This is a genomic window from Sodalis sp. RH15, assembly GCF_047324255.1.
In the GTDB taxonomy this organism is placed as follows: domain Bacteria; phylum Pseudomonadota; class Gammaproteobacteria; order Enterobacterales; family Enterobacteriaceae; genus Acerihabitans; species Acerihabitans ligni.
In genome coordinates this window covers 3,144,095-3,166,206 of the sequence record NZ_CP178738.1, presented here as the reverse complement: position 1 = coordinate 3,166,206, position 22,112 = coordinate 3,144,095, and the positions used below count along the sequence as shown (strand labels likewise).

The 22,112-nt window shown below is 60.1% G+C and carries 20 protein-coding genes; 6 read left to right on the top strand and 14 right to left on the bottom strand.

Translation table 11 applies throughout. The features are described from left to right. Positions 1-102: 102 nt before the first annotated feature. Complete coding sequence (locus ACL2XO_RS14445; protein ID WP_413740932.1) at positions 103-1,563, bottom strand: NAD-dependent succinate-semialdehyde dehydrogenase; 1,461 nt, start codon at positions 1,561-1,563, stop codon at positions 103-105. A 23-nt stretch (positions 1,564-1,586) separates the two neighbouring features. Next, entirely contained in the window at positions 1,587-2,855 is a 1,269-nt protein-coding gene (locus ACL2XO_RS14440) for a 4-aminobutyrate--2-oxoglutarate transaminase (RefSeq protein ID WP_413740931.1), read from the bottom strand. Between the two features lie 129 nt (positions 2,856-2,984). On the opposite strand from ACL2XO_RS14440, the gene ACL2XO_RS14435 reads away from it, so the two are divergent. Next, positions 2,985-4,475, top strand: coding sequence for a PLP-dependent aminotransferase family protein (locus ACL2XO_RS14435; RefSeq protein ID WP_413740930.1), 1,491 nt, complete (start codon positions 2,985-2,987; stop codon positions 4,473-4,475). A gap of 665 nt (positions 4,476-5,140) precedes the next feature. Next, positions 5,141-6,295, top strand: a complete 1,155-nt coding sequence (locus ACL2XO_RS14430; protein ID WP_132921684.1) for an ABC transporter ATP-binding protein — start codon at positions 5,141-5,143, stop codon at positions 6,293-6,295. Positions 6,296-6,550: 255 nt separating this feature from the next. On the opposite strand, the gene ACL2XO_RS14425 is transcribed toward ACL2XO_RS14430, so the two are convergent. Next, entirely contained in the window at positions 6,551-6,805 is a 255-nt protein-coding gene (locus tag ACL2XO_RS14425) for a GlsB/YeaQ/YmgE family stress response membrane protein (protein ID WP_413724403.1), read from the bottom strand. A gap of 172 nt (positions 6,806-6,977) precedes the next feature. Continuing rightward, the gene (locus ACL2XO_RS14420; RefSeq protein WP_413740929.1) at positions 6,978-7,658 is read right to left on the bottom strand and encodes a metallophosphoesterase; all 681 of its coding nucleotides are present in this window, start codon (positions 7,656-7,658) and stop codon (positions 6,978-6,980) included. 215 nt (positions 7,659-7,873) lie between these two features. On the opposite strand from ACL2XO_RS14420, the gene ACL2XO_RS14415 reads away from it, so the two are divergent. Continuing rightward, positions 7,874-8,731, top strand: coding sequence for a DMT family transporter (locus ACL2XO_RS14415; protein WP_413724401.1), 858 nt, complete (start codon positions 7,874-7,876; stop codon positions 8,729-8,731). Positions 8,732-8,790: 59 nt separating this feature from the next. Here ACL2XO_RS14415 and ACL2XO_RS14410 read toward each other — a convergent pair whose 3' ends face one another. The 8 genes from ACL2XO_RS14410 to ACL2XO_RS14375 form a co-directional block, all read right to left on the bottom strand. After that, positions 8,791-9,876 carry an iron-containing alcohol dehydrogenase family protein gene (locus ACL2XO_RS14410; protein ID WP_413740928.1) on the bottom strand — a complete coding sequence of 362 codons (1,086 nt, stop codon included), beginning with the start codon at positions 9,874-9,876 and terminating at the stop codon, positions 8,791-8,793. 37 nt (positions 9,877-9,913) lie between these two features. Further along, entirely contained in the window at positions 9,914-11,599 is a 1,686-nt protein-coding gene (gene hutU, locus ACL2XO_RS14405) for a urocanate hydratase (RefSeq protein ID WP_413740927.1), read from the bottom strand. Between the two features lie 241 nt (positions 11,600-11,840). Continuing rightward, positions 11,841-12,626, bottom strand: coding sequence for an ABC transporter ATP-binding protein (locus ACL2XO_RS14400; protein ID WP_203521503.1), 786 nt, complete (start codon positions 12,624-12,626; stop codon positions 11,841-11,843). Beyond that, positions 12,623-13,486 carry an ABC transporter permease gene (locus ACL2XO_RS14395; RefSeq protein ID WP_132921689.1) on the bottom strand — a complete coding sequence of 288 codons (864 nt, stop codon included), beginning with the start codon at positions 13,484-13,486 and terminating at the stop codon, positions 12,623-12,625. The genes ACL2XO_RS14400 and ACL2XO_RS14395 overlap by 4 nt, the downstream gene beginning before the upstream one ends. A gap of 11 nt (positions 13,487-13,497) precedes the next feature. Continuing rightward, positions 13,498-14,475, bottom strand: a complete 978-nt coding sequence (locus ACL2XO_RS14390) for an ABC transporter substrate-binding protein (protein WP_132921690.1) — start codon at positions 14,473-14,475, stop codon at positions 13,498-13,500. Positions 14,476-14,547: 72 nt separating this feature from the next. After that, a complete protein-coding gene (locus ACL2XO_RS14385) occupies positions 14,548-14,730 on the bottom strand; it encodes a hypothetical protein (RefSeq protein WP_413740926.1) in 183 nt (60 codons plus the stop codon). 65 nt (positions 14,731-14,795) lie between these two features. Further along, complete coding sequence (locus ACL2XO_RS14380) at positions 14,796-15,416, bottom strand: HutD family protein (protein ID WP_413740925.1); 621 nt, start codon at positions 15,414-15,416, stop codon at positions 14,796-14,798. Further along, a complete protein-coding gene (locus ACL2XO_RS14375; protein WP_413740924.1) occupies positions 15,413-16,786 on the bottom strand; it encodes a formimidoylglutamate deiminase in 1,374 nt (457 codons plus the stop codon). The genes ACL2XO_RS14380 and ACL2XO_RS14375 overlap by 4 nt, the downstream gene beginning before the upstream one ends. Positions 16,787-16,929: 143 nt before the next feature. Between ACL2XO_RS14375 and hutC the strand changes: the two genes are divergently transcribed. Genes hutC through hutG form a run of 3 tightly spaced genes read left to right on the top strand, consistent with a single transcriptional unit; the run spans position 16,930 to position 19,775 of the window. Further along, entirely contained in the window at positions 16,930-17,679 is a 750-nt protein-coding gene (gene hutC / locus ACL2XO_RS14370; RefSeq protein ID WP_132921693.1) for a histidine utilization repressor, read from the top strand. 30 nt (positions 17,680-17,709) lie between these two features. Next, positions 17,710-18,930 (top strand): imidazolonepropionase, encoded by a 1,221-nt coding sequence (gene hutI, locus ACL2XO_RS14365; RefSeq protein WP_413740923.1) that lies wholly within the window; start codon positions 17,710-17,712, stop codon positions 18,928-18,930. Between the two features lie 44 nt (positions 18,931-18,974). Beyond that, the gene (gene hutG / locus ACL2XO_RS14360; RefSeq protein ID WP_413740922.1) at positions 18,975-19,775 is read left to right on the top strand and encodes an N-formylglutamate deformylase; all 801 of its coding nucleotides are present in this window, start codon (positions 18,975-18,977) and stop codon (positions 19,773-19,775) included. Positions 19,776-19,996: 221 nt separating this feature from the next. Here hutG and ACL2XO_RS14355 read toward each other — a convergent pair whose 3' ends face one another. Together ACL2XO_RS14355 and nifB are read right to left on the bottom strand one after the other, a co-directional pair. Further along, positions 19,997-20,542, bottom strand: coding sequence for a nitrogen fixation protein NifQ (locus ACL2XO_RS14355; protein ID WP_413740921.1), 546 nt, complete (start codon positions 20,540-20,542; stop codon positions 19,997-19,999). Continuing rightward, on the bottom strand, positions 20,542-21,951 hold the full coding sequence (nifB, locus tag ACL2XO_RS14350) for a nitrogenase cofactor biosynthesis protein NifB (RefSeq protein WP_413740920.1): 1,410 nt from the start codon (positions 21,949-21,951) through the stop codon (positions 20,542-20,544). Before nifB ends, ACL2XO_RS14355 begins: the two co-directional genes overlap by 1 nt. Positions 21,952-22,112: the final 161 nt, after the last annotated feature.

Here is a 22,112-nt window from a genome sequence, read left to right as displayed (position 1 = left end):
TTGTGCGTTAAATATGTGCAGTGCGGGCAGCGGTTGCACCTTTGGGATGCAGCCCGATCCGGGCCGGGCGCCGCGAGGAAACCCCGCGGGCCGGGCCATGTTTCACCGGGCCGGGGAAAGATCCAGGCACAGGTATTTCATTTCCAGGTATTCATCAATGCCGAAGCGGGATCCCTCCCGTCCGAGACCGGATTGTTTCACCCCGCCGAACGGCGCCACCTCATTGGAAATCAGACCGGTGTTGATGCCCACCATGCCGTACTCCAACGCTTCCGGCACCCGCCATTGACGAGCCGCGTCGCGGGTGAAGACATAGGCCGCCAGGCCGAATTCAGTGTCGTTGGCCATGGCCACGGCCTGCGCCTCATCGTCAAAAGGAAACAGCGGCGCCACCGGGCCGAACGTCTCTTCCCGGGCGAAACGCATGGAGGCCGTCACATCGCCGATAACGGTAGGCTGGAAAAAGGTGCCCCCCAATGCGTGCGGCCGCCCGCCGGTGAGCAGGGTCGCTCCCTGGCTCAGGGCGTCGTCGATATGAGCGCGCACCTTGGCGACGGCGTCATCGTCGATAAGCGGCCCCTGGGTCACGCCCTGCTCCATGCCGTTGCCCACTCTCAGGGCCTCGACGCTTGCCACCAGCCGGGCGGCCAGCGCCGGGTAGATACCCCGCTGCACGTAGATACGGTTGGCGCACACGCAGGTCTGCCCGCTGTTACGGAATTTCGACGCCATAATGCCGGCCACCGCGCTGTCCAAATCGGCATCGTCGAACACAATGACCGGCGCGTTGCCCCCCAGCTCCAGGGAGAGCTTTTTGATGGTGGGGGCGCATTGGGCCATCAGCAAACGGCCCACTTCCGTGGAGCCGGTAAAGCTGAGCTTGCGCACAACGGGGCTGTCGCACAGCACTTTGCCCGCCGCCGCCGCCGGCCCGGTCACTACCTGCAGAACGCCGGCGGGAATGCCGGCCCGCTGCGCCAGCTCCGCCAGCGCCAGGGCGGTGAGGGGCGTTTGCTCGGCGGGTTTGACAATCATGGTGCAACCGGCCGCCAGCGCGGGCGCAACCTTGCGCGTGATCATCGCCGCCGGAAAATTCCACGGCGTGATGGCGGCGGTGACGCCGATGGCCTGTTTAATCACCAGCAACCGCTGATGGGCCTGGGGGGATTGTAATACCATCCCTTCCACCCGTTTGGCCTCTTCGGCAAACCAGATGATGAAGCTGTTGGCATAGGCGATTTCGCCGCGGGCTTCCGCCAGGGATTTGCCCTGTTCCGCCGTCAGGATAACCGCCAGATCCTCTTGATGTTGCTCAATGAGGGCAGCCCATTTTTGCAGAACCACTCCCCGCTGCTTACCGGTCAGCGCGCGCCATGAGACCAGCGCATCGGCGGCGGCGCCAATAGCGGCGCCGGTCTGGGCAGCGCTCAATTGCGCCACCTCCGCCAGCACTTCACCGGTGGCCGGATTGGTCACTGCTTCAACGGCGCCATGGTCGCCGTCGCGCCATTCGCCGTTGATCAGAGCCTGATGGCGAAACAATGTCGGGTCATTAAGCTGCATAGTCTTGATCTTCCTCGGTCTTGTTATGATTTAAGCAACCGGCTCAGCAGGTCCAGCGCCGCGGTGAACTGGTCATCGGGGATGGTGAGCGGGTACAGGAAACGAATGACGTTGTAATGAACGCCGCAGGTCAGCAGCAGCAGCCCCTGCTCCAGGGCCTGGCGCTGGATCTTCTTGGTAAAGACCGGATCGGGCTTGCCGGTGGCCGGATCGGCGAATTCCACCGCCACCATGGATCCCTGTCCGCGCACCGCGGAGATTGCCGGGCAGGATGACCGGGCCTTGTTCAGGGTTTCCGTCAGATGGGCCCCCAGGCGCCGGGCGCGGGCGCAAAGCTGTTCTTCCTCAATCACCTCCAGCACCGCCAGGGCGGAGGCCACCGCCAGCGGGTTACCGGCATAGGTGCCCCCCAGTCCGCCCGGCGCGGGCGCATCCATCACCTCGGCGCGGCCGGCCACGGCGGAAATGGGAATGCCGCCGCCCAGGCTCTTGGCCATGGTGATCAGATCCACCTTCACCTGCGGGCAATACTCCATGGCAAACATCTTGCCGGTGCGGGCAAAACCGCTTTGCACTTCGTCGGCTATCAGCAAGATGCCGTGCTGGTCGCACAGCTTGCGCAACGCGATGATAAATTCGGGGGGCGCGACGTTGAATCCGCCTTCCCCCTGGATAGGCTCAAACAGAATGGCCGCCACCTGATCCGCCGGGATATCGGTATGAAACAGCGAGTCAATGCTGTCAATGGCCTGTTCAACGGACACGCCGTGCAGGGCATTGGGATAGCGGGCATGGAAAATTTGTCCCGGCAGCGGGCCGAATCCCAATTTATAGGGGGCCACTTTGCCGGTGAGGGCCAGCGTCAGCAGCGTACGGCCGTGAAAGGCGCCGCCGAAGGTAATGATGCCGGGCCGTTTGGTATAGGCGCGGGCGATCTTCACCGCATTTTCCACCGCTTCGGCGCCGGTGCTGAACAGGGTGCTTTTTACCGGTCCGTCCACCGGCACGATGGCGTTAAGCTTTTCCGCCAGGGTCACGTAGTTGCCGTAAGGGACGATTTGATAGGCGGTATGGGTAAAGAGATCCAGCTGCGCCTTGATGGCGGCGATGATTTTCGGATGGCGGTGACCGGTATTGAGTACCGCGATGCCGGCGGCGAAGTCGGTGAAGGGTCGGTCTTCAATGTCCCACAGGGTGGCGTTTTCCGCCCGGGCGGCATAAAAATCACACATTACCCCCACGCCGCGCGGCGTGGCTGACAGACGACGTTGATTCATTTCACTATTGTTCATGCTGCGATGACTCCCGATATGATGCGGCATAAAATACCCAACACGGACCCTGGCCTAACTCCCGATTGCTATTTATCCCCGTTGTGGCTCTATAATCCAGAGCCAGTTCTGAAAAAATGAAGGTGCCAATTGAGATCGCTTCTTACCGATATGCTGCTGCAGCGCTTGTCCGCCCATACCCAGGGCCCGTTGCACCGCCGCTTATACGACTGTATCCGCCTGGCTATCCTGGAGGGCGTCATCGGCGCCGGCAGCCGTCTGCCCCCCACCCGCGACCTGGCGGGGGCGCTGTCGCTGTCGCGCAATACCGTCAGTACCGCCTATGAACAATTATTGGCGGAGGGCTATACCTTTACCCGCGCCGGCAGCGGAACCTTTGTCACCGACCATATGCCCGACGGCGCCATGGCGCCGGTTAACGAGCAGCCGCCGGCCTCCCGGCGGCTGGCGGAAAACGAATTTTCCCAAAGAGGGGCCCATCTGCTGGCTAAAACCGGCGCGTCGCCGCACCAGTGGGGCGCGTTTATGCCTGGGGTGCCGGACGTGTCCAATTTTCCGCACGGCCTGTGGCGGCGCATTCATTCCCGGCTGATAAGGCGTATCAAGCCGGACTATCTGACCTACTCGCGCATGGGGGGTAGCCCGGACCTGCAGCAGGCGCTGGTGGATTATCTGCGGGTGGCGCGCTCGGTGAACTGCGAGGCGCAGCAGATTATTATTACCGAAGGCACCCATCAGGCCGTTGATTTGCTGGCGAAGATGCTGTGCAATCCCGGCGATCGCGCCTGGATTGAGGAACCCTGCTATTGGGGGCTGCGCAACGTGCTCACCGTCAATAGCGTGGAAGTGGTTCCCGTGACGGTGGATAATCAAGGGATCAGCCTGCCGGATGTGCCGGCGGAGGGGGATGCGCCTCGGCTGATATGCGTGACACCGTCACATCAATATCCCACCGGGGCGGTGATGAGCCTTACCCGGCGCCAGCGTCTGCTGGCCCTGGCGCAGGAGTGCGGGGCCTGGGTGGTGGAGGATGATTATGACAGTGAATTCCGCTATTCCGGCAACCCTATTCCCGCCCTGCAAAGCCTGACGCCGCAGGCGCCGGTGATCTATATCGGCACCTTCAGTAAAACCCTCTATCCGGGACTGAGAATCAGCTATATGGTGCTGCCCCTGGCGCTGGCCGAGCAGATGCGTGTGGCCCATGCGGAGCTGTACCGCGGCGGCCACTGGATTACCCAGCTGGTATTGGCGCAGTTTATCGCCGAGGGGCATTATGCCTCCCATATCCGCCGTATGCGGCTGCTGTACGGTAAACGGCGTACTGTGCTGAGCCGTCTGATTCTGCAGCATCTGGGGGAGGATGCGCTGCGGGACGATAGCAACGCCGGTCTGCATTTGGTGATGTCGCTGCCGGAGGAGGTGGATGACGAGCGCCTGGCGCGGGACGCGGGACGGCAAGGTATTTACGTCCGGCCGCTCTCCACCTATTATCTGACGTCACAGCGTAAAAAAGGATTGTTGCTGGGCTATGCCTGTGTGGATGAAGCCGCTATCGAACCGGCGTTCAGCGTGTTGATGGCCTGTCTGGCGCGGCAAACCGGCGCGGGTGCTTCTTAGGCTCGAGGCGGGTAGAAACGGTGGCTGGCTGCGGCGGGCTCGACCCGGCCTTGTGGCGGTCTCCCTTTAACACCCGCTCGTTGCACGTTCGGCGATCGCGGGCCTACCGCGCTGTGGGGCGCTACGGCGGGCGGTAAAACCACGCCCGCTTCGACCCCATCAGCACGGTCTCCCTTTAACACCTTTATGCCAGCTTCGGTGTGCGCTGTTAACTTCCGCCTGCCTTATTTTGGTGCCCGGCGCTCCGGAACGGGCGATCGTCCCGCCGCTTTGCGCCCATCAGAGCGCGATGATAGAAATCGTTGGCTTATGCTTTTAAAAAAGCAATAACAATCATAGAGTTGGCACCTTCGCATCAACCCGTAAGAATTTTTGTTTTTGCCCCTGAATTTCCTTGTCGTCGCTGAAAAGCAGTGGTAAAGATAGGGGCATCGGGTGGAGAAGCCGCCGCCCCCATGGGTTAAGCATAACCCGTGCCACATCCTCGTCGGCAAACCGATCGCCCTGCTTAACTCCCATTAACAGGTTGTCGTTTCCGTAACGGTCTATCTATTTACGATGGCGGGAAAACCCGCTTTATTGCATTTTTATCGCGTTATCCAATGCACGATCCAATGCAGTAAGGCCGCCCGTCGGGATACCGCTAAGAGGGGTAGAGTTCTGCCATGAAAAGCTATGTAAGCTTCAAAAATATCCAAAAAACCTACGACGGCGACAAGCTGGTGGTCAAAAACCTGAACCTGGATATTGCCGAAGGTGAATTTCTCACGCTGTTGGGCCCGTCAGGTTCTGGAAAAACCACCAGCCTGATGATGCTGGCGGGATTTGAAAACCCGACCCAGGGGGAAATTTTCCTGCGGGACCAGCCGCTGCACCATCTGCCGCCCCACCAGCGGGATATCGGCATGGTGTTCCAGAACTATGCGTTATTTCCCCATATGACCGTGGCGGAGAACCTGGCGTTTCCGTTGTCCATACGTCGGCTGAACCGCAGCGATATCAAGGAAAAAGTGGACCGGGTGCTGGATCGCGTCAAACTCACCGATCTTGCCAACCGCTATCCGGCGCAGATGTCCGGGGGGCAGCAGCAGCGCGTGGCCCTCGCGCGGGCGCTGGTATTCGAACCCAAGCTGGTGTTGATGGATGAACCTTTGGGCGCGCTGGATAAGCAGTTGCGCGAACATATGCAGATGGAAATCAAGGCGCTGCACCAGGCGCTGGAGCTGACCATTGTCTATGTCACGCATGATCAAAGCGAAGCCATGACCATGTCGGACCGGGTGGCGGTATTCAACGACGGCATCATCCAGCAGATCGACAGGCCCAGCAAGCTGTATGAAGAGCCGCAGAATACCTTCGTGGCGCAGTTTATCGGCGAAAACAACGGCCTTTTGGCCACCCAGGCCGGCAGCGAAGGCGACTATTATCGCGCCGCCCTGGATGACGGCACCATGCTGCGGGCGCTCAAGGTCCGCCCCAGTTCGCCGGGGCGTAAAATCATGCTGTGCATCCGCCCCGAACGGGTGCGGGTCAATGTGCCGCAACACCAGCTTCCCGCCGGCAGCCAGCAAATCAGCGCCCGGATACAGCAATATATCTATCTGGGTGATCATGTGCGGATGTTAACCGAAGTGGCCGGCCAGCCCGGTTTCATGGTGAAGCTCAGCGCCGCCGAAGTCGACCCCGGCTGGGTCGCCGGCAATGAGGTGATGCTGTCCTGGCAGGAGCGGCATCTGCGGGCCCTGGATGCGGTGTTAAGCCCCGTGCCTGAGCAGATGACGAAAAATACGGATGTCCCTGACAACAGCCAGGCCGCCTGAAGGCGTTGAAATTCCATGGTATGGCGATATGCGTGGTCGTCCAAATAAATATCATTGTCTCTTCGGCGATGGTATTTATTTCAGGCGTGATGTTTTCATGACATGTATGACGCAGATGACAAACGCGCCTCTAACCCATAAGGCTGGAAATGGCGGGAGTATATAAGCAAGGGAGATTCAGGAACCGGTCGCCGTTATTGATTATTCGCATTAACGGCGCCGGGGATCAGAAGAAAAATTTACATCCTCTGACCATTAATCATTACGGGCCACCAGCCGATAGATCAACAACACTACAATAGCGCCCACCACCGCCACCGCAAAGCTTCCGATGTTAAATCCGTCTACCCGGCCGTAACCGAAGAAGGTGCTGATATATCCCCCCACCACCGCACCGATAATCCCTAATATCACGGTAAGAATAAAACCGCCGCCGTCTCTGCCCGGCATGATGAATTTGGCGATAATACCGGCAATAAGACCAAAAATAATCCAGGATAAAATGCCCATTGTTAAACTCCTTCGTCGTTGGCTAATCCTCTAGCCGTTATATACCCTCACTATTTCAACCTGCCGGAGGACGGCAAGTTGAAGTATGGCGAGTATAGCCCGTTACCTTTAGCCTCGGTTCACATTATCCCAACAGTCGGATAAAACGAGAAACCTGGTTTATTATAGTCAATCATACCGGTAGGGTATTGATTTCCACCAAGGTCAACGACCCGCCGTACACCGCGCCGGTGTCAATATAGTACTGATTGAAGAAATGCCTGACCCGGTTAAGCGGCGTGTGGCCGAAAAAAAAGTGCGTGGCGCCGGTAATGGGGACGCCCCGCCCCTGCTGATTTCGGTGAATACGGCGCCGGCTCCATACCAGCTCTTCACTGTCCACCGGCTGATCAAAATAGTAGTTATCGGCGGGATAATCCGCATGGGCCACCACCACGTGCCGTTGGTCCATGGGGATATCAATCACCAGCGGCAGCCCGGCACACTCGGCAATCAGCGCTTTCGCCTGCTGTTGCCGTGCTGAATCAAGACGGGCAAACCAGTCGCCGCCGTTGGCCAGCCACAGTCCGGGATCGTTGTCCGCCAACGAATCCATGGCCATTTGCTCGTGATTGCCACGCACCGCGCAGAACCATTTTTCCCTGAGCAGCGACAGACATTCCAGGTTTTGGCGGCCGCGGTCAATCAAATCCCCCACCGACACCAGGAGATCCTGTTCGGTGTCGAATCCCTGCCGTTCCAATTTTTCCAAAAGCAGATCAAAACAGCCGTGCAGATCCCCTACGATAAAAATCCGGCGCCATTTCTGTGCATCGATTTTTCGGTACACCGCGCCAGGAACATACTGATACATCGCCTCTCCCCGTCAATGGATAAACAGAGCGCCCAATGATGGCGACCTTCTGAATTAAAGCATAGCAGCCTATTAAATTAATGAAAAAAGACTATTAAAACAGTTCGCTGGCAGGCAGCATGGAACCTTCCCTTTGCATTGTCGGCAAACCAACGTGCCGCACAGTTCCGCCGGTAAGCTGCGGCCGGGATGGATAACAGGGCCCGCTGAATTCTATGGATAAACGTCACGCCTATATCGCACTGAATATTTCCGCGTTTTTTTTCGGTTTGTCCGGCATTCTGGGCAAGGCGGTTAATGCGTCTCCCGCCGCCATCGTCTTCGGCCGGGCGTGGTTTGCCTGGCTGGTGCTGGCGGTCCTGATGCTGTGCGTCAGGGGGTTTCGCTGGCAGCGGATCGGTCAGCGGGGGCTGCTGCTGATCCTGGGGTCCAGCATTGTGCTGGCCGGCCATTGGCTGACCTTTTTTATCTCGGTAAAGGCGGCGGGAGTGGCCGTCGCCACGTTGGGTTTCGCCAGTTTTCCGGCCTTTACCACCCTGTTTGAAGGCCTGGCGTTCCGCGAACGCATTACCCGGCGTGAAGCGCTGCTCATCGGCGTCATCTGCCTTGGCCTTGTCATGGTATGCCCGGCGTTCAGCTTCAGCAGCCAAAGCACGCTGGGCTTTTTGTGGGGCATTCTATCCGGCGCGCTGCTGGCCGGCCTGATCCTGTGCAATCGCATCACCGCCGCCAACGTTCGTCCGGTACAGGCCGCGCTGTGCCAGAACGTCGTAATATCCCTGCTGATGCTGCCGTTCGCCTTTCGGGCGCTGCCCCAGGCAGCGGCGATGGATTGGTTTTACCTGGCCTTGCTGGGGGTGTTTTGTACCGGCGCGGCGCACAGTTTAATGGTGACCAGCCTGCGTTTCGTCAAGGCGCGTTCGGCCTCGGTGTTTTTTGCCCTGGAGCCGGTGTATGCCATTTTGTTCGCCTGGTGGTTGTTCAATGAGCGGCCGACGGCGAAAATGGTCGCCGGCGCCGCGTTGATTATTGTGTCGGTGGTACTGTTTTCCCGTAAAGGGAAAAATGGCTGATTCCTTACAGGCTATATCAGCCGGGGTTTATGCCGCTTCAGTGTCAATAATGAGTATCGTCAGTCTCTGGCCGCCAGTGCGTCCACCCGATTCATGGCCGACCGGACATCGTCGGCGCTGACGGTATGGGGCATATTGGCCATATCCGGCGCCTCGGCACAAGAGCGGCAAATGGCGCCGAGCTCGGCGGCAGTCAAATCAGCGCAAATCTCCTCCAGCCGGGTCGGCACGGCGCAGGCCTTCGCCAGGCGGATGGCCGCCAGCAGCTCTTCATCGCTGCGCTGCTCCAGCGCCAGTAAACACAGGTTACCGTAACCCACCAGCAGCCCATGGCCGAACTGGCGGGTTTTGTCGTTAACGGTAAATCCTTCATAAATGGCATGAGCCGCCGAGGCGTGGGCGCCGCTGCCCATGATGGACGTCAGGCCGGCGAAGATAAAAATGGCGTCCGCCGCCTGTTCCAGAGCCGGCGCGGGCTTCCCTTCGGTCAATGCGCCGCAGGCCCCCTGGCCGTACTGCAGGATAAGATCATAACAGATCCGGCTGTTGGCGCTGGCTGACGCCGACAGCCCGTTCAGATCGGCGGGATGGGCGATGGAACGATATTCATACCATTTAGCCAAGGTGTCCCCCAGCCCCGCCGCCAGCCAGCGCAACGGAGATAAAGCCAATAGCTGCGTATCGATGACCACCGCCGCCGGCGCCTGCGGCAGCGGGTAGAGATCCCGGAAATGACCGTCGTCGAAATAGCGAATGGTCAAGGGCGTCACGGCGGCGCAGGTGGCGGCGATGGTGGGCAGCGTCACCACCGGCGCCCCCAGGGACGCGCCCACCGCCTTGGCGGTATCGATGGCCTTGCCGCCTCCGGCGCCGATGATGACATCGATCCCCTCTGCCTTCGCTTCCAGGACCAGGCGGTTGATATGGGTTTCGCTGCATTCGCCGCCATACCACTGCATCGCCGCCGCCGTCACGCCGGCGGTGACCAACTGGCTGAACACCGCCTGTTCGATTGACGCCAGCGCGCGGCGGCCGCCGATGACCATGGCACGCCGGCCCAGGCCGGCGCACAGTTCCCCCAGTTTATTGATGGCGCCGGCGCCGCGGACGACGCGGGCCGGGAAACTTAGCTGATGAACATCCACAGTGGCTTTCCTGTTTTGCTGTGTTCCCATGGATTTACTATCCAATCATCGGCAATTTAAGTCCATACTTTTTAGCGCAGGCAATGGCTTCGGGATAACCGGCATCCGCGTGGCGCATAACGCCGGTGGCGGGATCGTTCCACAGCACCCGCGCCAGGCGTTCATCGGCCTTTTCGCTGCCGTCGCAGACGATAACCATGCCGGCATGCTGGGAAAAGCCCATCCCGACGCCGCCGCCATGATGCAGGCTGACCCAGGTCGCGCCGCCGGCGGTGCTGAGCATGACGTTCAATAACGGCCAGTCGGAGACCGCATCGGAGCCGTCGCGCATCGCTTCGGTTTCCCGGTTGGGCGACGCCACCGACCCGCAGTCGAGGTGATCGCGGCCGATGACGATGGGGGCTTTCAGTTCGCCGGTGCGCACCATTTCGTTAAAGGCCAGCCCGGCGAGATGACGTTCGCCCAGGCCCAGCCAGCAGATCCGTGCCGGCAAGCCCTGGAACGCGATGCGATCGCGGGCCATGTCCAGCCAGTTATGCAATAACGCGTTGTCCGGGAACAGCTCTTTGAGCTTGGCGTCGGTTTTGTAGATATCTTCCGGATCGCCGGACAGCGCCACCCAGCGGAAGGGGCCTTTGCCTTCGCAAAACAGCGGACGGATATAGGCCGGCACGAAACCGGGGAAGTCGAACGCGTTTTCCACGCCCTCCTCCAGGGCTACCTGGCGGATATTGTTGCCGTAGTCCACCGTCGGCACGCCCATTTTATGGAACTCCAGCATGGCCTTAACGTGCACCGCCATGGATTGGCGCGCGGCTTTGATGACTTTTTCCGGAGCGCTCTTTTTGGCGTCGTTCCACTGCTCCAGGCTCCAGCCCGCCGGCAGATAGCCGTTCAACGGATCGTGGGCCGAGGTCTGGTCGGTGACGATATGGGGACGGGGTCCGCCGGCGGCGGCGCGTTTCGCCAGCTCCGGCATAATTTCGGCCGCATTGCCCAGCAGGCCGACGGAAATAACTTCTCCCTGGCGGCAGGCGGTTTCGATCATGTTCAGCGCTTCGTCGATATTATAGGCTTTTTTATCCAGATAACGGGTGCGCAGGCGAAAATCGATGCGGGATTCCTGGCATTCAATGGCCAGTACGCAGGCCCCCGCCAGCACGCCGGCCAAAGGCTGCGCCCCGCCCATGCCGCCGAGTCCGGCGGTGAGGATCCATTTACCTGACAAATCGCTGCCATAATGCTGGCGGCCGGCTTCGGCAAAGGTTTCGAAGGTGCCCTGCACGATGCCCTGGGCGCCGATATAAATCCAGGAACCTGCGGTCATCTGGCCGTACATCATCAGCCCGGCCCGATCCAGTTCATGAAAATGCTCCCAGGTCGCCCAGTGCGGTACCAGGTTGGAGTTGGCGATCATTACCCGCGGCGCGTCCACATGGGTGCGAAATACCCCCACCGGCTTGCCAGACTGCACCAGCAGGGTTTCGTCTTCGTTCAGGTCCCGCAGGCTCTGGAGAATCGCTTCGAAACAGGGCCAGTTGCGAGCCGCTTTACCGATACCGCCGTATACCACCAGATCGTCCGGGCGCTCCGCCACATCCGGATCCAGGTTATTTTGGATCATGCGGTACGGGGCCTCGATAAGCCAGTTTTTGCAGGTCAGTTCAGTGCCGCGGGGGGCGCTGACCGGACGGGCGACGGCTTGGCTAAAATCTTTTTTCATTACGGGTTCCTTCATTGTTCATGGCTTGATATTAATGACGAAGTACAAATACCGGGCTGGCGGCGGTTGATATCCGCCCCCTTGTCATCACGGTTGCTGCGACGAAATTTGCATAATCTATTCCTGTCTATACAAGTAAAGCCGATTTAAAAAAATAATCGATACCGCTTTGCCGCCGCCGTTTACCAGCGGGGTCTATCGTGGCCGCCGGGGCACGGCCTTCCGCCCCGGCCAGCCCGGCTCAGCCGGCCATGCTTTGCAGCGTTTCACTGCGGATTTCCTCGGTGACCCGCGCTTTCAACGCCATAAATTCCGGCGTGGTCTTCAAGGTATAATCCCGCGGATGCGGAAAGTTAACCGGCACTTCGGTTTTGATTCTTCCGGGCCGTGCGCTGAAAATCGCCACTTTATTGGCCATGAAAATTGCTTCATCAATATCATGGGTGACAAATAACACCGTTTTGCGCGACGACTCCCAGATACTGAGCAACAGCTCCTGCATCAGCACCCGGGTCTGGTTATCCAGGGCGCCGAAGGGCTCGTCCATCAGCAGGACCTTGGGATCGTTGGCCAGGGCGCGGGCAATGGCGGTGCGCTGCTGCATGCCGCCGGACAGCTGGCGCGGATAGTGCTGCTCAAATCCCCGCAGTCCGACCTTGGCGATAAAATAGTCGCAGCGCTCCCGCTGCAGGGCGCTGCCCAAGCCCCGCTCCCGCAGGCCGAAGCAGATGTTTTGCTCAACCGTCAGCCAGGGAAACAGCGTATAGCTTTGGAAGACCATGCCGCGATCGGCGCCGGGCCCGTCTATCAGGCCGCCATCCAGCCACACTTCCCCTTCGCTGGGCCGATCCAGTCCGGCAATGATGCGCAACAGGGTGGATTTACCGCAGCCGGATGGGCCGAGAATGGTGATGAAATCATTTTCCTCCACGCGATAATCGATAGGCAGCAACGCCTGGGTCTGCTGGCCCTTCGGCCCGGTAAAGGTCCTGGAAACCTGACGAACGGTTAGCTTGCTGTAGTTCATGGCGCTACGCTCCAGGCGAACAGGCGGCGATTAAGCGCCTTGAATAAATAATCCGACAGCAGCCCGATACAGCCGATGGTAATGATGCCGAAAATGATCTGCCCGGTATTGAGCAATGCCTGGCTGTCCACAATCATATGGCCGATGCCGCTGGATGACCCGATAAGCTCAGCAACGATGACATAGGTCCAGGCCCAGCCCAGCACCAGACGCAGCAGCTCGGCAATTTCCGGCGCCGCCCCCGGTATCAGCACCCGGCGCACAATGCTGCGGCTGGAGGCGCCGAGGGTATAGGCCGCCTCCACCAGATCCCGCCGCGCCCCGCCGACGGTCACCGCGATCATCAGTACGATCTGGAAAAACGAGCCGATGAAAATCACCAATATTTTCTGCGTTTCGCCGATGCCGGCCCACAGGATCAACAGGGGAATAAACGCCGAGGCCGGCAGATAGCGGCAAAAGGAGACAAAGGGTTCCACAAAGGCTTCCACCAGTTTGTAGGAGCCCATCATGATGCCCAGGGGCACCGCCAGCACCGCCGCCAGGATAAAGCCCCCCAGCACCCGCATGACCGTCATGCCGATATCCAGGGAAAAATTATATTCCGTGAACAGCAGATAACCTTCATGCACCATGGTGAGCGGGTCGGCCAAAAAGGTCGGCGACACCCAGCCGCCGAAGGTGGCAATGGCCCAAAAGGCGAAAAAAAGCACAAAAAAACCGATACCGAGGAACCAGCGCTGGCCGGAAGAGACCGGCCGCAGCGGCACCAGCAGCGGATTGTGGCGAATCTGCCTGGCCGTCGGCAACGGCGCCGGCTCTTTGGCCGCCAGAGCGGCGACATCCTTATCCACGGACATAACTTACCCCTTTATTGATTAACGTAGCTGGCATCATAGAGGGTGTTGAGATCCGGTTTTTTGCGAATGACTTTCATCTGCAGCAGCAGGTTGGCCGCCTCTTCTTCAAAGCTTTTAATCTCGCCGTTGAAGAAGGCCTTGTTTTGTTCCCGATCCTGCCAGCGCAGGTAGCTGGATTCTTCGGCAAAGGCCTTGCCGGATTCTTTTACCGCCGCGCCCATGATGTCATTGGATTTATCCGGTTCTTTGCGGATCATGTCCAGCGCATCGAAATAGCTTTCCACCAGGGCTTTGGCGGCCTGGGGATTCTTTTTCAGGAAGGCGGGGGTACAGCCCAAGGTATCCATCACCATAGGGTAATCCAGGGTAGTGGCGAGAATTTTTCCTTTGGCCGGGTTCTGCCGCACCGATGAGAGATAAGGTTCGTAGGTCATCGCGGCGTCGTTGCTGCCGGCGATAAAGGATTGGGCCGCCGCGTCAGGGGCCAGGGTGGTTATCTTGACGTCTTTGAGGCTCATGCCGTTTTTATCCAGCATCCAGGCCAAGGTAAAATAGGGCGAGGTGCCGGGAGCGTCGACGCTGATGGTTTTCCCCTTCAGGTCCTTGATGCTGTTGATATTGTTGCGCACCACCAGGCCATCGGCGCCGAATGATTTATCCAACTGGACAATCTGGGTGATGGGTACGCCGTTGGCGTTCCAGGAGATATAGGTTTCCACGGTAGTGCCCGCACATTGAACGTCACCGGAGGCAATAGCCAGGTGCCGGTCTTTTTGCGGGATCATTTTCAACGTGACGTCCAGGCCGTGGCGCTTGAATATTCCCGCTTTATCCGCCAGGGTCAGCGGCGCGAAGCCGGTCCAGCCGGAGACGCCGATGGCCACCGGGGTATCGGCCGCCATGGCCGGGGCGGCACAGATAAGGCCCAGGGCCAGGGCAAGGAGATTGACGCGACCTAAGAACGATTTTCCGGTACCGACACTGTTCATATCCCACTCCTGAGTTGACAGACGGCCAAGATGGCCGGCTAAAAGCCGGGCCATGCGACTGTATCGACTTGTCTATACAAGACCCGGTACTTTAACCAAAGCAAAGCCTATGCCAGAATAGCGCACCGCCATGCCGCCCAACCATCCATGGCCCCCAAAGGTAATGCCGGCCTTCTTGCCCGCCTTCATGGGTGGCTCGATGCCGACGGCCGCCAACGGATTGAACCATAATGACGCGCCGCGCACTGAAATCATGCAGCGTTTTGCCATCTATTGGTGAAGGGGCGGCATGAGATACCGCAAGCCTAGGCCGGTAGCCGTTACAACGCGCTGATATCCGCCCACAGCAGCAGGCTCTCCGGCGCCAGCGGCCGCAGGCGCAGGGGCGACGGCAGATGATGCCACCAACAGCCGTCCCGCGCCGCCAGCGGCTTATCGTCTTTCGCCTGATCATCGTTCCCCTGGCGCCACGTCCCCGCCAGCACATACAGCACCCCGCTGTGAACGGCGGGCAGAATGAATTCATGGTCCATCCGCACCACGCTTGCCCGCCAATCGAGGCGCCGGGTCATGATATTGAAATCCCGGCTGGCCCCGCCCGCCAGCACCGCGGTCACGGACTCTTCGCCGGCGAAGGCATAGGGTTCCCCCGTCCGGGTCAAGGAATGGGCGACGCCATTTGCGCCGTGCAAGACCACGCCGTTCCCTTCCAGCAACGTGATGACGCGGTCAACGCCGGGGAAAGATGAAAATCCGCCGTCCCGATCGATGGTGGCGATACTGGCGCGCCAGGCAAAATCATCCAGGGCCGGCAGCGGCCCGCTGTGGGCGGGCAATAGCTCGTCCACGGGCCAGCTGACGATTTCGCGGGTCTCGCCGCCGCCGTTTCGCCATCGGCTGACCGGCAGGCTATCGAAAGAGAAGCGTACCGGCGGGCTCATAGCGCCTCCCGGCTCAGGTCGCGCAGTACCTCGGCAAAAGCCCGGGCGCTTTCCTGCTCGAGCCGGTGATGCCCGTCGCTTATCAGCTGCTGTCCGCCCACATACACATGCCGGATTTGTCCCGGCCCGCCGGCGAACAGCCAGCGATTGATGAGCGCCGGGTCGGCAGCGGTGCCGATATAGGGATCCTGGTCATCCAGCACCAGCCAGTCGGCGCGATATCCCGGCGCCAACTGGCCTAACGGCTCGCCGCAGGCCTTGGCGCCCCCTTGCAGGGCGCCGAGATAAAGCGTATCTCCCACTGCTTTATGCCGCGCGCCGGCGATGCGGTTACGCCGTTGATCGCGCAAGCGCTGTCCGTACTCCAGCCAGCGAAGCTCTTCCACCACATTCAGGGAGACATGGCTGTCGGAGCCGATGCCCCAGCGTCCGTTCAGAGCGAGATAATCCGTGGCGGGAAAAATGCCGTCCCCCAGATTTGCTTCGGTGGTGGGACACAATCCCGCCGTGGCGCCGCTTTGGGCCAGGGCGGTTAATTCCGCCCTGTCGATATGGGTGGCGTGAATCAGGCACCAGCGATCGTCCACCGGGAAATGCTCCAGCAGCCACTGGATCGGCCGCTGTCCCGACCAGCTCAGGCAGTCGCTAACCTCTTTTTCCTGCTCAGCCACATGGATATGTACCGGTAAATCCTGTCCCGACGCCTGCAACACCTCGGCGATTTGCCGCTCATCCACCGCGCGCAGCGAATGAAAGCACACGCCGAGGTTTTGCCTATCGCGGCCCGCCAGATGTTTTATCAGCGCCTGCTGCTGGCGCAGATAGCCTTCGGTTTGCTGGATAAACCGCCGCTGCCCTTCCTGGGCCGGCTGGGCGCCGAAGCCGCCATAGCTGTAGAGCACCGGCAGCAGGGTCAGGCCGATGCCGCTTTCCGTCGCCGCGCGACTGATATGCAACGCCATTTCCGCCGGGTTTTCATAAGGTTGTCCCTGGGGATCGTGGTGAAGATAATGAAATTCCGCCACCTGGGTATAACCGCCCTTCAGCATTTCGATATAGAGCTGGCGGGCGATGATCCCCACCTGCTCCGGCGTCAGTTGCCGCACCATGCGATACATCACGTCGCGCCAGGTCCAGAAACTGTCCTGGGGATCGCCCGCCACTTCCGTCAATCCGGCCATGGCGCGCTGGAAGGCATGGGAATGCAGGTTAGGCATGGACGGCAGCACGGGGCCGTTAAGCAGGACAGCGTCCGCGGACGGGGCGTCGGCTTCGACGGTTTTTATGATGCCTTGGGGATCGACGGTAAGACGGACGTTTCGGGTCCATCCCTGCGCCAACAGCGCTCGGGAAGCAAAAAAAACGGGCATGGCGGTTTCCGGTTCAGGTTGAAAACAAGGGTTGTTATTGCGGTCATCCAGACGAAATGCTTATCCACTTGTCTATACATATACATACGCTTAATCTAACAGTAAACTGTTTTATTATGTTCCCTGCGAGCCGAGGTTGGAAAGTGGCTGAATTACAGTCCGCAGCACAATTGTCCGCCATAATGAGCGATACCCCCGCGCCGATTTACCAGCGGGTCAAACAAGCCATCATCCAGCAGATTCGCTCCGGCACCTGGACGCCCCATCAGCGCATTCCCTCGGAGAGCGAGCTGGTGGCGGAGCTGAACGTCAGCCGCATGACCATCAACCGGGCCCTGCGGGAGCTCACCAGCGAAGGCTATTTGCTGCGTATGCAGGGTGTCGGCACCTTTGTCGCCGAGCTCAAGCCCCAGACCGCCATGCTGGAAGTGCGCAATATCGCCGATGAAATCGCCGCCCGCGGCCATCGCCACAGCAGCCGGCTGTTGGAGCTCAATGCCCGCCCCGCCACCGGCGAAGAGGCGCTGTCGCTGGGTATCCAGCCCGGCCAGCGGTTGTTCCATTCGATGATTGTGCATTATGAAAATGATATCGCGGTGCAGTTGGAGGACCGTTGCGTCAATCCCCTCACCGCTCCCGATTATCTTCAGCAGGATTTTAACCATATCACGCCCTATTTTTATCTGACGCAAGCCGCCCCGCTCACCGCCGGCGAGCATCGGGTGGAGGCGGTCTGCGCCAGCGCCCTGGAGCGGGAGCTGTTGCAGTTGGCGGACAACGAGCCCTGTCTGCTTATTCATCGCCGCACCTGGTTCGGCAAATTGGTGGTGACGTCGGCCCGCCTGCTCTATCCCGGATCGCGATATCAACTTTTTGGCAGCTTTATTGCTTAACTGAATGGACTGTTTAAGGGGGAACCGGTAATGCCTGCAACGCAAAGATTCGACAGTATCTGGCTGGGCGCCGATGTGGCGACGTTACGCCAGGGCCAGTACGGCATGATAAAAGACGGCGCCGTTGCCGTGGCAAAAGGCCGCATTGCCTGGGTCGGCCCCCGGGCTGACCTGCCCGCGTCCCCCGGCGCGGCGCGGCATGATTTCGGCGGGGGGGTGATTACCCCCGGTTTTATCGATTGCCATACCCATCTGGTGTTCGGCGGTAACCGCAGCCTGGAATTCGAACAGCGGCTCCAGGGCGTCAGCTATGCCGACATCGCCGCCGCCGGCGGCGGGATTCTCTCGACGGTGAACGCCACCCGCGGGGCCGGGGAGGAGGAACTGCTGGCGACGGCGGAAGCCCGGCTGGCCATGCTGATGGCCGACGGCGTGACCTGTATCGAAATCAAATCCGGTTATGGGCTGACCCTGGATGACGAAATAAAAATGCTGCGGGTGGCCCGGCGAATCGGACAAAAATATCCCATTCAGGTTCGTACCACTTTTCTGGCCGCCCACGCGCTGCCGCCGGAATACCGGGGCCGGGCGGATGAGTATATCGATGTGGTGTGCGAACGCTGGATTCCTGAGGTGGCGGCCCTGGGGCTGGCGGACGCGGTGGATGGCTTTTGCGAGCATCTGGCGTTTTCGCCGGCGCAAATCGCCCGGGTGTTTGCCGCCGCCCGCCAGGCGGGATTGCCGGTGAAACTCCATGCCGAGCAGCTATCGTCTCTGGGGGGCAGCGCGCTGGCGGCCCGCTGGCAGGCGCTGTCGGCGGATCATCTGGAGTACGCCACCGAGGATGATGCCCGCGCTATGGCATCATCCGGGACAGTGGCGGTGCTGCTGCCGGGGGCCTGTTATATGTTGCGCGAAACGCAGCTGCCGCCGGTGGCGCTGTTTCGGCGGCACGGCGTACCGATGGCCCTGGCCAGCGATATCAATCCCGGCACCTCCCCCGCCTGCTCGTTGCGTTTGATGATCAATATGGGCTGTACCCTGTTTCGCCTGACGCCGGAAGAAGCCCTGGCGGGCGTGACCCTCAATGCCGCCCGCGCGCTGGGGCTGGGGGATACCCTGGGCTCGCTGGAAACGGGGAAATTGGCTGATTTCGTGCATTGGCCGGTGAAGCATCCGGCGGAACTGGCCTACTGGCTCGGGGGGCAAATGCCGGTAACAGTAGTGTATCGGGGCGAACGTCGCCGATAATAACCTTACTCGATGGTAACGTCTTAATCAGGAGGAGTTGAGGAATGCAAATTCAAGATGCTTTCAGTTATGAACCCGGGACAATACCGTTGCTGGTGAGCATACCCCATGCCGGCACCAAACTGACGCCGGCGGTGGAAGCGGGTCTTAGCGAGGCAGCCCGGCCGCTATCCGATACGGATTGGCATATCCCCCGGCTGTATGATTTCGCCCGCGAGATGGGCGCCCATATTCTGGTGGGGAATTATTCGCGGATGGTTATCGATCTGAACCGGCCGCCGGACGACAAGCCACTTTACGCAACCGCCACCACCGGCCTGTATCCCGATACGCTGTTTGACGGTACCCCGACCTTTGTGGAGGGTAAAGTCCCTTCGGCGCAGGAACGCAAACGTTATCTGGATGAAATCTGGCATCCTTATCATCAGAAAATCAAGGACTGTTTGAGTGAAATCAAGGCGCGCCATGACTATGCGCTGCTTTTTGATGCGCATTCCATTGCTTCGGTGATCCCACGTCTGTTTGACGGCACATTGCCGGATTTGAATCTGGGCACCAATCAGGGTGCGAGCTGCGCCCCGTCCCTGGGAGAAAAATTGAGCGCGTTTTGCCAGGGGCAGCCTTTTAGCTATGTTATCAACGGGCGTTTCAAGGGGGGGTATATCACGCGGGCCTATGGCCAGCCCCATGCTCGGCAGCATGCGGTGCAGTTGGAATTGGCGCAGTGTAATTATATGCAAGAGGAGATCCCTTTTGATTATCTGCCGGAGCGGGCGGAGTCGTTGCAGCCGGTGCTTAAGGCGCTGTTGACCATGATGGTTGCGTGGGGTAAGACGCAAGGATAGCGGTTTGGCCCGTTGCGGCGGGCCGGCCGCTTTCGTCGCTCGTCGGCGCTGGCGCCCTTTAACACGCTCGGTGCACGATCGGCGAACGCGGGCTTACCGCGCTGTGGGGCGCTCGGTCGGGCGGGAAAACCACGCCCGATTCGACCCCATCAGCACGGTTTCCCTTTAACACGTTTTAACACGTTCGTTGCACGATCGGCGATCGCTGGGATAGCCGGCGCTCAGTCTTCCGGGGCGAAGCAGCTTTCCTGTTCAATGCATTGTTCGCAGCTTGGCGAGCGGCAGTTGATTTCCCCTGAGTCGGCCAGGCACAGCTGGCGGTAGAAAAATTTTTTCCACCGCATGTTGCGATGGTTCATTCGCACCAGCTCGGGGAAGCAGTCGGTCATCAATTCCCGCAGCTCCTCTCGCGAGGATAGCCCCAGGTCTTGCCAGAGATGGTTAAAACCCAGGGAGCCGCGGGCGATGAGCTGATTCAACGGCGCGCCGCGGGGTACCATATATTGCTGCAGCCACTCAGCCAGTCCCTGGCGTTCCTGTCGGCGGGAGCGTTGCAGCATGGCGATCAACTCGTCCTGCTGGCGCAGGTTGTGCGGCCGGGGGGCGGGAGCGAGCAGTACCCGCTGCGCCAGTTGGCGGTAAGCGGCGGGGGACAGCCCCATATCCGCAGGGAATCGCGCCCGGCCTTGCAAATGGTTTAGCATTAACCGCCGCAGCCAGATTTCCGCCGGTGCGTGCAGCAGATTATCGGTGGGCCGGTTAACCATCAGGCCGCCCCCATGCGATTTTTTCCGGCCGACGGCACCAGCCGGTGTTGTTGCCACCATAGCGCGATCACTTCGGTGACCGATTGCCAGGCCCCGGAGACGCAAGGCTCGATGCCGGCCTGTTCCAGACGCTGCCAGGGGCTTAAGCCGATGCGGGCGCAAAAAACCGCCGAGACATCCGCCAGCAGCGCCACCACCGCGTCAAGCCGCTGTTCATGCCGGTTGACTTCATCATCGCATTCGGACTTATCGGTGCAAAAAGGCGGGGTGAACCGCTCTCCGATGAGTGTTACGCCGGCCGCGGACGCGCTGTAAATCTGGAACCGCTGTACGTGGCCGAAATGTTCGTCAATCAGCACCCCTTCCCGCGTGGCCACAGCCACCAGGCAGGCGTCCGCGGACTCGGATTCTCCGGCGGTGGCGATGCCGGCCTGGATTTGCGCGCGCCGGTACATGACCGGGAGATAGGGTTCGGCGGTTTGGGGTATCGCCGACAGGGGAAAACTCTGGCTGCGATCTTCACCCAGCATACCGATGGCATCCGCCCGGCACTGGTGGCAATGGGCCATTTGCGGCATGGACATTCCGCAGTTGGCGCGTACCTCGGCGACTTCCCGCGCGCTCGGTTCCCGCTGTCCTTGCAAACCGAAGACGGTGCCATGCTCCGGCCGGGAGATAAGGGGCATGACATTGTGCAACATGGCGCCCCATTCCCGCGCTTTCTCGCTAACCGCCGGCAAGTGGCGATCGTTGATATCCGGAATCAGCACCGAATTGATTTTTACCATGATGCCCCGGGCGGTCAGTTTACGTATCCCCTCTTCCTGACGCGCCAGCAGCAGCGCCGCCGCTTCCAGTCCTTCCAGGCGCTCGCCGTCGAACCACAGCCAGGGGTATATTTGCGCCGCGATGTCCGCGTCCAGTGCGTTGACCGTGACGGTCACATGATCCACCCCGACATCCGCCAGCCGGTCCACCACCTCCGGCAGAGCGAGGCCATTGGTGGACAGGCAGAGTTTTATATCCGGCAGAGCCGAGCGCAGCCCTTCCAGGGTGTTGAATGTGCGGGCGATATTGGCCAGCGGATCCCCCGGGCCGGCGATGCCGATAACCGCCAGCTGCGGCAGTGCGGCGGCCACATGGCGGGCTTTGGCAATCGCCTGTGCGGGGGACAGGACTTCCGATACCACCCCCGGCCGGGATTCATTGCTGCAATCGTATTTACGGTTGCAGTAGTGGCATTGCAGATTACAGGCCGGGGCCACCGCCAGATGCATGCGCGCGTAGCGATGATGGGCGGAACGGGAGTAACAGGGGTGCTGCGCTATTTTATCCGCCTGGAGCGGGGTTAATTCCGCTCCGCCGGAAGCGCCGCAGCCCGGATTAGTTGAGGAGTGACAGGATGCCATGTAAACCGCCTTATGCATTACGACATATGGCTGTCATGGTGCAAATGCCATGCCTGGAAATTCTGGCGTTTAATAGCTTATATTTCTTATAGTTGGATCATGCTGCCCGTTGGAGGCCCTGTGTTGTACAACCCGCTTTGCCGACATTGTCTTGAATACGA

Bases quoted from the DNA above. Each gene is read 5' to 3' on its own strand.
- hutG (WP_413740922.1), top strand. From the start codon at position 18,975: ATGCAAATTCAAGATGCTTTCAGTTATGAACCCGGGACAATACCGTTG.
- ACL2XO_RS14385 (WP_413740926.1), bottom strand. From the start codon at position 14,730: ATGATTTCAGTGCGCGGCGCGTCATTATGGTTCAATCCGTTGGCGGCC.
- ACL2XO_RS14390 (WP_132921690.1), bottom strand. From the start codon at position 14,475: ATGAACAGTGTCGGTACCGGAAAATCGTTCTTAGGTCGCGTCAATCTC.
- ACL2XO_RS14375 (WP_413740924.1), bottom strand. From the start codon at position 16,786: ATGCCCGTTTTTTTTGCTTCCCGAGCGCTGTTGGCGCAGGGATGGACC.
- hutU (WP_413740927.1), bottom strand. From the start codon at position 11,599: ATGAAAAAAGATTTTAGCCAAGCCGTCGCCCGTCCGGTCAGCGCCCCC.
- ACL2XO_RS14415 (WP_413724401.1), top strand. From the start codon at position 7,874: ATGGATAAACGTCACGCCTATATCGCACTGAATATTTCCGCGTTTTTT.
- ACL2XO_RS14430 (WP_132921684.1), top strand. From the start codon at position 5,141: ATGAAAAGCTATGTAAGCTTCAAAAATATCCAAAAAACCTACGACGGC.
- ACL2XO_RS14380 (WP_413740925.1), bottom strand. From the start codon at position 15,416: ATGAGCCCGCCGGTACGCTTCTCTTTCGATAGCCTGCCGGTCAGCCGA.
- ACL2XO_RS14355 (WP_413740921.1), bottom strand. From the start codon at position 20,542: ATGGTTAACCGGCCCACCGATAATCTGCTGCACGCACCGGCGGAAATC.
- ACL2XO_RS14420 (WP_413740929.1), bottom strand. From the start codon at position 7,658: ATGTATCAGTATGTTCCTGGCGCGGTGTACCGAAAAATCGATGCACAG.
- hutI (WP_413740923.1), top strand. From the start codon at position 17,710: ATGCCTGCAACGCAAAGATTCGACAGTATCTGGCTGGGCGCCGATGTG.
- ACL2XO_RS14445 (WP_413740932.1), bottom strand. From the start codon at position 1,563: ATGCAGCTTAATGACCCGACATTGTTTCGCCATCAGGCTCTGATCAAC.
- ACL2XO_RS14395 (WP_132921689.1), bottom strand. From the start codon at position 13,486: ATGTCCGTGGATAAGGATGTCGCCGCTCTGGCGGCCAAAGAGCCGGCG.
- nifB (WP_413740920.1), bottom strand. From the start codon at position 21,951: ATGGCATCCTGTCACTCCTCAACTAATCCGGGCTGCGGCGCTTCCGGC.
- ACL2XO_RS14425 (WP_413724403.1), bottom strand. From the start codon at position 6,805: ATGGGCATTTTATCCTGGATTATTTTTGGTCTTATTGCCGGTATTATC.
- ACL2XO_RS14400 (WP_203521503.1), bottom strand. From the start codon at position 12,626: ATGAACTACAGCAAGCTAACCGTTCGTCAGGTTTCCAGGACCTTTACC.
- ACL2XO_RS14440 (WP_413740931.1), bottom strand. From the start codon at position 2,855: ATGAACAATAGTGAAATGAATCAACGTCGTCTGTCAGCCACGCCGCGC.